14 protein-coding genes are annotated in these 6,824 nt (G+C 44.4%); 8 read left to right on the top strand and 6 right to left on the bottom strand.

Going from position 1 to position 6,824, the window contains the following annotated elements:
* Positions 1-231: 231 nt before the first annotated feature.
* The 5 genes from ICN22_RS10730 (at position 232) to ICN22_RS10710 (ending at position 2,180) form a co-directional block, all read left to right on the top strand.
* Positions 232-594 (top strand): hypothetical protein, encoded by a 363-nt coding sequence (locus tag ICN22_RS10730; protein WP_216170956.1) that lies wholly within the window; start codon positions 232-234, stop codon positions 592-594.
* Positions 595-674: 80 nt separating this feature from the next.
* A complete protein-coding gene (locus tag ICN22_RS10725) occupies positions 675-959 on the top strand; it encodes a hypothetical protein (RefSeq protein ID WP_215332212.1) in 285 nt (94 codons plus the stop codon).
* A gap of 2 nt (positions 960-961) precedes the next feature.
* A complete protein-coding gene (locus ICN22_RS10720) occupies positions 962-1,258 on the top strand; it encodes a hypothetical protein (protein WP_215332213.1) in 297 nt (98 codons plus the stop codon).
* Positions 1,255-1,710 (top strand): DUF3293 domain-containing protein, encoded by a 456-nt coding sequence (locus ICN22_RS10715; protein WP_215332214.1) that lies wholly within the window; start codon positions 1,255-1,257, stop codon positions 1,708-1,710. The genes ICN22_RS10720 and ICN22_RS10715 overlap by 4 nt, the downstream gene beginning before the upstream one ends.
* Positions 1,710-2,180: a hypothetical protein gene (locus ICN22_RS10710; RefSeq protein WP_215332215.1), complete on the top strand. Its 471-nt coding sequence runs from the start codon at positions 1,710-1,712 to the stop codon at positions 2,178-2,180. The genes ICN22_RS10715 and ICN22_RS10710 overlap by 1 nt, the downstream gene beginning before the upstream one ends.
* Positions 2,181-2,199: 19 nt before the next feature.
* Here the strand turns inward: ICN22_RS10710 and ICN22_RS10705 are convergent, their stop codons facing one another.
* Both ICN22_RS10705 and ICN22_RS10700 read right to left on the bottom strand, forming a co-directional pair.
* A complete protein-coding gene (locus tag ICN22_RS10705) occupies positions 2,200-2,667 on the bottom strand; it encodes a hypothetical protein (RefSeq protein ID WP_216170954.1) in 468 nt (155 codons plus the stop codon).
* Between the two features lie 2 nt (positions 2,668-2,669).
* Positions 2,670-3,647 carry a helix-turn-helix transcriptional regulator gene (locus ICN22_RS10700; protein ID WP_216170952.1) on the bottom strand — a complete coding sequence of 326 codons (978 nt, stop codon included), beginning with the start codon at positions 3,645-3,647 and terminating at the stop codon, positions 2,670-2,672.
* Between the two features lie 114 nt (positions 3,648-3,761).
* On the opposite strand from ICN22_RS10700, the gene ICN22_RS10695 reads away from it, so the two are divergent.
* From ICN22_RS10695 to ICN22_RS10685, 3 genes are read left to right on the top strand one after another with little or no spacing between them, the layout of a single operon-like run.
* Complete coding sequence (locus ICN22_RS10695) at positions 3,762-3,947, top strand: hypothetical protein (RefSeq protein WP_216170950.1); 186 nt, start codon at positions 3,762-3,764, stop codon at positions 3,945-3,947.
* On the top strand, positions 3,947-4,300 hold the full coding sequence (locus ICN22_RS10690; protein WP_216170948.1) for a hypothetical protein: 354 nt from the start codon (positions 3,947-3,949) through the stop codon (positions 4,298-4,300). Before ICN22_RS10695 ends, ICN22_RS10690 begins: the two co-directional genes overlap by 1 nt.
* On the top strand, positions 4,297-4,716 hold the full coding sequence (locus ICN22_RS10685) for a hypothetical protein (protein WP_216170946.1): 420 nt from the start codon (positions 4,297-4,299) through the stop codon (positions 4,714-4,716). The genes ICN22_RS10690 and ICN22_RS10685 overlap by 4 nt, the downstream gene beginning before the upstream one ends.
* Before the next feature lie 11 nt (positions 4,717-4,727).
* Here ICN22_RS10685 and ICN22_RS10680 read toward each other — a convergent pair whose 3' ends face one another.
* Genes ICN22_RS10680 through ICN22_RS10665 form a run of 4 tightly spaced genes read right to left on the bottom strand, consistent with a single transcriptional unit; the run spans position 4,728 to position 6,722 of the window.
* On the bottom strand, positions 4,728-5,285 hold the full coding sequence (locus ICN22_RS10680; RefSeq protein WP_216170944.1) for a hypothetical protein: 558 nt from the start codon (positions 5,283-5,285) through the stop codon (positions 4,728-4,730).
* A complete protein-coding gene (locus tag ICN22_RS10675; protein WP_216170942.1) occupies positions 5,285-5,602 on the bottom strand; it encodes a hypothetical protein in 318 nt (105 codons plus the stop codon). The genes ICN22_RS10680 and ICN22_RS10675 overlap by 1 nt, the downstream gene beginning before the upstream one ends.
* Before the next feature lie 5 nt (positions 5,603-5,607).
* On the bottom strand, positions 5,608-5,922 hold the full coding sequence (locus ICN22_RS10670) for a hypothetical protein (protein ID WP_216170940.1): 315 nt from the start codon (positions 5,920-5,922) through the stop codon (positions 5,608-5,610).
* A 2-nt stretch (positions 5,923-5,924) separates the two neighbouring features.
* Complete coding sequence (locus tag ICN22_RS10665; protein WP_216170938.1) at positions 5,925-6,722, bottom strand: hypothetical protein; 798 nt, start codon at positions 6,720-6,722, stop codon at positions 5,925-5,927.
* Between the last annotated feature and the right edge of the window lie 102 nt (positions 6,723-6,824).

Genomic DNA, 6,824 nt, shown 5'->3' with positions numbered 1-6,824 from the left:
ACCCGCTTAAGACCGCCTGACTCTAAAAACTCTTTAACCACCTTTAGCTTGAACTGCTTGCTGTACTTGCTCATAAAACAAAACCCCCTTGGTTGGACATAACGTCCAACTTTTGGGGGTCAGTTCACATTGGTGGGTTTTTTGTTGGGCTAGCATCCTCTAGCTCAATATTTGAGCCTCCCAGTCTTGATAATTTGTTTGAAGAGATTAATCAATTTATTTGGAGGTCTTATGCGTAATTACACATACCTTGGCGGCGCCCGTTTTACAGTGAATAACTTATTTCGCAGTCTGCGGTTTGATATTGATCGCTTGGATATGAGTTGGGTAGACGGAGAGAAGCCAGAGTTCTGCAGGGGATTGCGAGTCGTTGATAACGATGAGGTTAATACTGTGACCGTAGATGGTGAGGATGGAGATAACTTGATCTACAGCCTGACCTATATTTTTAGTAAGGAAGATGGCGCAGATAACTTTAGAGCGGCTACCGATGAATATCTGAAGGTTGCCTTAGAGACTAAGGAATTCTTGGTAACCAGCCAAAAAAAAGATCCCGAGGGAAAGCCTGAGGTAGCGGAGGCTGTAATCCATTAAGTTCGTAAAGTAGTAAGGGCGGAGTTAGACCGAATTGCCAAGCCCAGACATTTGTCAAATTGGCTAAATAGGAGAAGCAAATGAATTTCCAATTAATTAGCGTTGAACTGCATTCCGATGAGCTCAAGAAGTTTGATCCAGCAGAGCAAGGACTCTCTGAGTATCGATACACCGGTATAGCAATAGAGGATGGTGGCAGGTATTACTACTGGGCAAAAGGTGTAAGCCTAGAAATAAAAGACTGGGAGTACGCCAATATCAAGCTCAATCCAAAGCTGTATTACTTCTCGACGGCCTTGAAGCTGCATCATCGTATTAGCAGGGCGTTAGACGCCGCAACATTTACAGAACTAGCCAGGAGATAACGATGTCACACTTAAAACCCGGAACCTTATGTGTCATCGTTGGTGGTTGCCCCGAAAACCTTGGATTGATAGTTGAGGTTGTCTGCCATCTTGGAAGGCATGATGGCCGTGAGGATGCATATGAGATTAAAACGGTGACTAGCCGTAAATTTAACCAAATGTGGCGTGGAAGTAGGTTGGTTAAAGGCTACTCCACGGAGGCTATCACCGATAGACATAAGTTGAGGCCACTGGTAAACCTTGGAGATGAGCCTCCAATGGCAGAAGCCCAAGAAAAACTCGATGAACTCGCGGTATGACTGACCGCGACCACAATATCCCCCTTGAGTTAGTAAAGGCTTACCAGGAAGCGCTATATGTGATTCATGGAGAGGGTGGAGATATCTCGCTCAGGGCGAGCCAACCAAGTCTAGAGTTAGCCTCCTTAATGAAAATGTATGGAGTAAAGAGTGCTGCATTGCTGACGGCGTTCAATCCTCACAGCATTCTTGCGACTGCAGAGGTTAATGTCAGTAATCACAACGCCTTAATTGATGACATTCATACTCTTGGACTCAAGCTGATTTCTGGGGAGGGAGGCGACCCATCACGCATTTGGCCTAGTGAGCCAAGTGTTCTTGTACTGGACATCTCTCGTCAAAATGCAGACCTACTGGCGGATCGATATAGGCAAAATGCCTATCTATGGATTTCGGGCGATGAAGGTTTGGTGAATCTCAATTTGCGCTATCCCGTTGGAGGACCTCATTAATGAAAACTGAATATGACCGCTCTGGGTTGATTGCCCTCATCAGATCTGAATTTAAGCTCGACTGGCAAGGCATTCATGGCGCCAATCATTGGGCGCGGGTATTGCACCATGGAAAAAATATTGGAGGTTTGCGTAAGGCTGACCTCCTAGTGGTCGAGCTCTTCGGATTTTTGCATGACAGCTGTCGCTTAAATGATGGGCGAGATCCAATGCACGGGCAGCGCGCTGCGGACTTTGCTCATGGTATTCATGGGGATTTCTATAAACTTCAGCCAAAGCAGCTTGATTCTCTTTGTTATGCGATGAAGCATCACTCTGGTGGCGAGGTATCTACCGATGCAACTATCCAGACTTGCTGGGATTCGGATCGGCTAGATTTAGGAAGGGTGGGGATATTTCCATCCCCGAAATTCCTGTCTCAAGAGGCAAGCTTATTTATTGATTTGGCTAACGATTGGAGCATCCGTTAGATTATTACGAGTAAATCATCTAATCAAGATTAAGTTCAATTCTTGCTTTGCCAGATTCAATAAGCTGCTTAGCAGATTCAACGCTAGCCTTGTCAAGAATTCGTTCGCTTATTGGAGTGGAGGAGTTAATAAACTGCTTGCTCACAGGATGCAGTCCAAAGGCGGCCATTTTTGGGAGCATTTGATTAAGCGAGTTTGTAATCGCAAATTCAGTCTCTTCACTTAGTTCAATCGCTGCAAAGCTAGCTGGAGCTCCAAGTGGACTGTTAAACATGGGGGTGTAATAATGGTATAGGCCATCGATGCCGAGGGAAAAATCAAATTTCTCATCAATCTTAATATTATCTAGCTTAAGAGAAAAGCTTCCGCTGAAGTACCTCCAATCAAATCCTATTTCATCCATTACTATAGTTTTGGGCGTAGAAAATGTCTGCCTATTTTCTGCCACCCATTCATGAACTTTTTTTATATGTTCGCTTCTATCCATTTTCAATCCTTGGAATAATTTCCCATTGCATTTTTGAGTTCATCTTTGATGCGCTTTTTAAGGCTTGCCGGTCCAATCACCTCAACTCCAGATCCATGCTTAAGGATATCCATGACTAGCTCTGGATCTTGGTTGTAATCAAACTCTAAGTTAAAAAAGCCCTCTTTATCAAAGCTGCCCACTTGCTGGCCATGCCAGTGTTCCCCTGAAACCCAGCGTGCATGCTCTGGAGTAAAGCGTAGTTTGGCCCTTTGGGTTGCCTTGCCAGAGAAGATTCCATAGCTTTCTGCAAAGTGTTCTTGGCATTGTTTATCGGATACCTCTTCAGCCTTCTTGTTCGATAAGGTTGCCTTACGAATGCCATCTACGGCAAAGCTACGCAAATCATTGCGCATATGGCAATAAGCATCTAGGTACCAGTTTTCGCGGTAATAGATAAGACGCTGGGGTGAGATTTCACGATCAGTGAGTTCATCTTTCCCTTTGGAGTAATAGGAGATGTCTAGACGATTACGCTTGAGTAGGGCGGCTCCGATCTCGGAGAAGTTCTCAATGGAGTTCTTACGTGAACCCATTCCAACCACCTTGATACGCTTGCGCAATTCTTTTGCTGAAGTTTCACTTTGACCCAAGATGCCATCGATGATTGCGGTAAGGGGTTCGATGTGCGGACCAATTAAGCCCCCCTGATCTAGGGAGGACAGGAGGTGCTGCATAAGTACTAAGGCTGTAGCTTCTTTCTCGGAGAACCAAAGCCCAGGCATTTCAATCTTATCCACTTGATCTGGATTCTCAAACTTATAGCCACCCATAAAGCGGTCATAAACAATAGATGCCTTCAGGCGGCTACGTAGGTACTCTAGATCGCGCTTAAACGTTGCAGGGGAGATCTCTAGCTCATCTAGGAAGTCTTCCCTGGGCACGCATTTACGCTGCTGAATCATGTACTTAATGCGGTGTAGCCGTTCCATATCACTCATAAGAACCCCTAATAGTTATATCTTTTGTTATTTTTATCACTTTAGTTAGTTTATAGCTCATTTCGTGAGCTAGTGGGTCATTAATCTGACCTATATCAACAAAAGGAGTGAAGAATGATTAAGTTGCTTGGTCTATTTTTAATGTTTATCAGTGCGTATTGCCTTGAGCAGGGTGGTCTAGATTTGGGGCTCGTTCAAGCCTTCTTCATCGGCCTATTGATGTTCTTCAGTGAGGCGCTAATTGGCCACGTTTCTTTTGTGCAGCGAGAAAAGGTTCGCGCTAAGTATCGGAGACGTTAATGAGTAAGCTCAATTGTTCCATGGGTGACTTGGCGATTACTGTGTTTTGCAATCTTCCGGAAAATCGGGGAAACATTGTTCGGATTAAATCTGCAGTTGGTTCCCAAGGTTGGGGGTGTGCTGAAGATGCGCTATTTACCTGGGAATGTGAAATTGCAACAGAGGGCGGCTATCTATTTTATGAAACCGATGGTTATTTAACTTCGGCTAAGGTTGGCCCAGTTCCAGATAAATACTTAAGAAGAATTACGCCACCCAAAGGGTATTTGTTGGATGAATTTTCAGAATCAGAACAATTGCAGGCTCAATTTCATGAAGTTGATCTATCACTAAAAACTTTGGAGGCTATATGAATGCTGCAAATATGAAGACGGTTGCCTTTACTGTCACTTTATTTTGCATTGGGTTTGCAGAGGCGCAACCAATACAAACTTTACCCAATGGATCTGGTGGCTACAACACCTATGGTCGAAATGGGGCTTTGACACAGACTCTTCCCAATGGATCGGGCGGATACAACACTTATGGCCCTAACGGCAACCTAACCCAAACTCTTCCCAATGGATCAGGCGGCTATAACTCTTACGGACCTAATGGGCAGCTTACGCAAACACTGCCAAATGGATCTGGTGGCTACAACACCTACGGACCTAACGGCAACTTAACGCAGACTCTTCCCAATGGTTCGGGTGGATACAACTCCTATACGCCCAATGGAACTTTAATCCAGACGCTTCCTAACGGTTCTGGCGGTTGGAATACTTACTAGAAACTATCTAGTCACAACACGTCACTAAGCTCTAGCCATTCATGCCTACAAGCTGAGCATCTTCTGGAGCTTGGGTATTTAGGAGGCGGAGGATCTCCGAGTTGTGGTTGCTTAACTATCTTCTGTTTAAAAAATTCACCCCGCTTCTTGCCGCATTTTGGGCAATAAAGATTGATGGTTTGGGGTGAGGCTTTGGGATCATCATTTAGATGGGCCTCAAAACTCATTGCCGTAATCCACTCTGGAGATTGCATGGTCTTGCAGGGCACTTTAATGTTCTCTATCTGAAATACATCACCTCGAACACTAAGCTTTATATTTGGTCCCGCAGGCCGTGCCGCTAGGAAAGAAAGTACAACCCCAGAATTTACTTCTATATAACCTCTCCAATTGATTGCCTTCTCAACCAAGCATCTGGTCTGGACGCCTCTTACGCAGAAGATGGCCTCACCATTAAAGAGTGCAATATAAAGCTCTTCAGCCAAGGAGGCCTTCGTAGTTTTTCTAGGCTTTAATCGCTTTAATACCGTCAGAAACTCCTCGGTATCGATGATCATTTCTGCAATCATTATCTTTTGCTTGGAGAATAGCCAATTCGGTTGCCGTTGTTATCAAATATATTGGTAACGCCTGAGGGCGCGGTAACTTCATAACCTATACGTTTGCCACTGTTGTCATAAACGCCATTATTGGAGTTGTAATTCATGGGACTGTTCTGATAGTTCATAGGACTATTGTTGTAATTCATAGGGCTATTCTCATAGTTCATCGGACTGTTCTGGTAATTCATGGGGCTGTTCTCCCAGCTGGTGACTTGAGCAAAAACTTCCGCAGATAAACATGCTGCAGTAATTAGAAGACTGCTTTGAATAGTGATCTTTTTCATTTGAATTACCAACCTTTCACAGAGGGTGCTTGTGGTGCTTGACGAGGTGCATTGATTGTTGAATTAGGTGCTGCATAAACTGGTGTGGTTGAGGTGCCTTGATAGGCGCCCTGTGAGCTATAAAAATTAGTCTGCCCGTTATCTGTCTGAAAGGACTGAACGTTCTGTCCTGTGGAGTTATAGACATTAGTCACGCCACTGGACGATGTTTGGCTATATCCAACATAGTTTCCATTTGGGCCATAAATGGCCTGAGCTGATGCAGAGCGAGCTAGTAAGACGCACTGAGCAATAAGAAGAAGGGTGATGAGGTATTTCATATTTATCCCATGAAGTTGGATTGTTCGACGGTGGCAGGATCTATCACTACCTTTTTGTTAATTACTTTTGCAGTGATATTGGTTGCGCGATATTGGTCACCTTGGTTCCAGGTTGACCCCAGGATGTCTTCAATTGGATCCGGTATAAAAACTGCACTCCCATCAGGCAAGTCATTTGGAATGAGGTAAGCTGCAAATGGACTCTTTTGGTAGTTGCTGTAATAGAAGGTGACAGGCATGACCTCATCCCAAGGGCTATCTTCTTCAATATCCATCATTGAGCGATAGTCCCCAACGATCATCACTTCACCGGTTTGCTTGTGCTGATATAGGCCAAGCTTTTCTTGTATTTCGCGATCCTTGTATTTCAAAACACGTACATCAGGCCAAAACCCAATTGATGAAGCCCTTTGAATATCTTGAATATTTCTTGCGGTAGAGATTCTCGGCAAATCTGGAATAGGGCGGGAAGATGCCCAAGTGATTTGATCGGCCTTACTTTTTCTCAGCTCGGGGCTGTTGTGATCTTTGATAAAGATCACGTTTGGGCTATTGCTAGATGCGTAAGCGCACGTGTTGTAATCTGATTCGAAGCGTTGCATGGCTTCATCGATACTCATGATGTCTAGGTTAATTACGTCATCGCCACACTGCTGGCAGCCTCTGGAGCGATCTAATGGATCGTTTGCAATCAACTGGTTCCATTGCAAAGCCTTGGGGCAAAAGACATACTTAATAAATTCACCATCAGGCGAATAGAGGCAAGACGTTTTCTCGTCATAAACGAATGGCTTGGTCATTGAATGAGCTCCTGGCTATACAGAAATTTCAGAATAGCCAGCCTTAAGCTCGCCTAATGAGCTAGTAGCCCAACACAATGAAACAACTAAGTAAATAACAAA

This window comes from Polynucleobacter bastaniensis (genome assembly GCF_018882205.1).
Lineage (GTDB): Bacteria > Pseudomonadota > Gammaproteobacteria > Burkholderiales > Burkholderiaceae > Polynucleobacter > Polynucleobacter bastaniensis.
This window is presented reverse-complemented; position numbering and strand designations above follow the sequence as displayed.

Coding starts and splice junctions, on each gene's coding strand:
- ICN22_RS10730 (WP_216170956.1), top strand. CDS start 232: ATGCGTAATTACACATACCTTGGCGGCGCCCGTTTTACAGTGAATAAC.
- ICN22_RS10725 (WP_215332212.1), top strand. CDS start 675: ATGAATTTCCAATTAATTAGCGTTGAACTGCATTCCGATGAGCTCAAG.
- ICN22_RS10720 (WP_215332213.1), top strand. CDS start 962: ATGTCACACTTAAAACCCGGAACCTTATGTGTCATCGTTGGTGGTTGC.
- ICN22_RS10715 (WP_215332214.1), top strand. CDS start 1,255: ATGACTGACCGCGACCACAATATCCCCCTTGAGTTAGTAAAGGCTTAC.
- ICN22_RS10710 (WP_215332215.1), top strand. CDS start 1,710: ATGAAAACTGAATATGACCGCTCTGGGTTGATTGCCCTCATCAGATCT.
- ICN22_RS10705 (WP_216170954.1), bottom strand. CDS start 2,667: ATGGATAGAAGCGAACATATAAAAAAAGTTCATGAATGGGTGGCAGAA.
- ICN22_RS10700 (WP_216170952.1), bottom strand. CDS start 3,647: ATGAGTGATATGGAACGGCTACACCGCATTAAGTACATGATTCAGCAG.
- ICN22_RS10695 (WP_216170950.1), top strand. CDS start 3,762: ATGATTAAGTTGCTTGGTCTATTTTTAATGTTTATCAGTGCGTATTGC.
- ICN22_RS10690 (WP_216170948.1), top strand. CDS start 3,947: ATGAGTAAGCTCAATTGTTCCATGGGTGACTTGGCGATTACTGTGTTT.
- ICN22_RS10685 (WP_216170946.1), top strand. CDS start 4,297: ATGAATGCTGCAAATATGAAGACGGTTGCCTTTACTGTCACTTTATTT.
- ICN22_RS10680 (WP_216170944.1), bottom strand. CDS start 5,285: ATGATTGCAGAAATGATCATCGATACCGAGGAGTTTCTGACGGTATTA.
- ICN22_RS10675 (WP_216170942.1), bottom strand. CDS start 5,602: ATGAAAAAGATCACTATTCAAAGCAGTCTTCTAATTACTGCAGCATGT.
- ICN22_RS10670 (WP_216170940.1), bottom strand. CDS start 5,922: ATGAAATACCTCATCACCCTTCTTCTTATTGCTCAGTGCGTCTTACTA.
- ICN22_RS10665 (WP_216170938.1), bottom strand. CDS start 6,722: ATGACCAAGCCATTCGTTTATGACGAGAAAACGTCTTGCCTCTATTCG.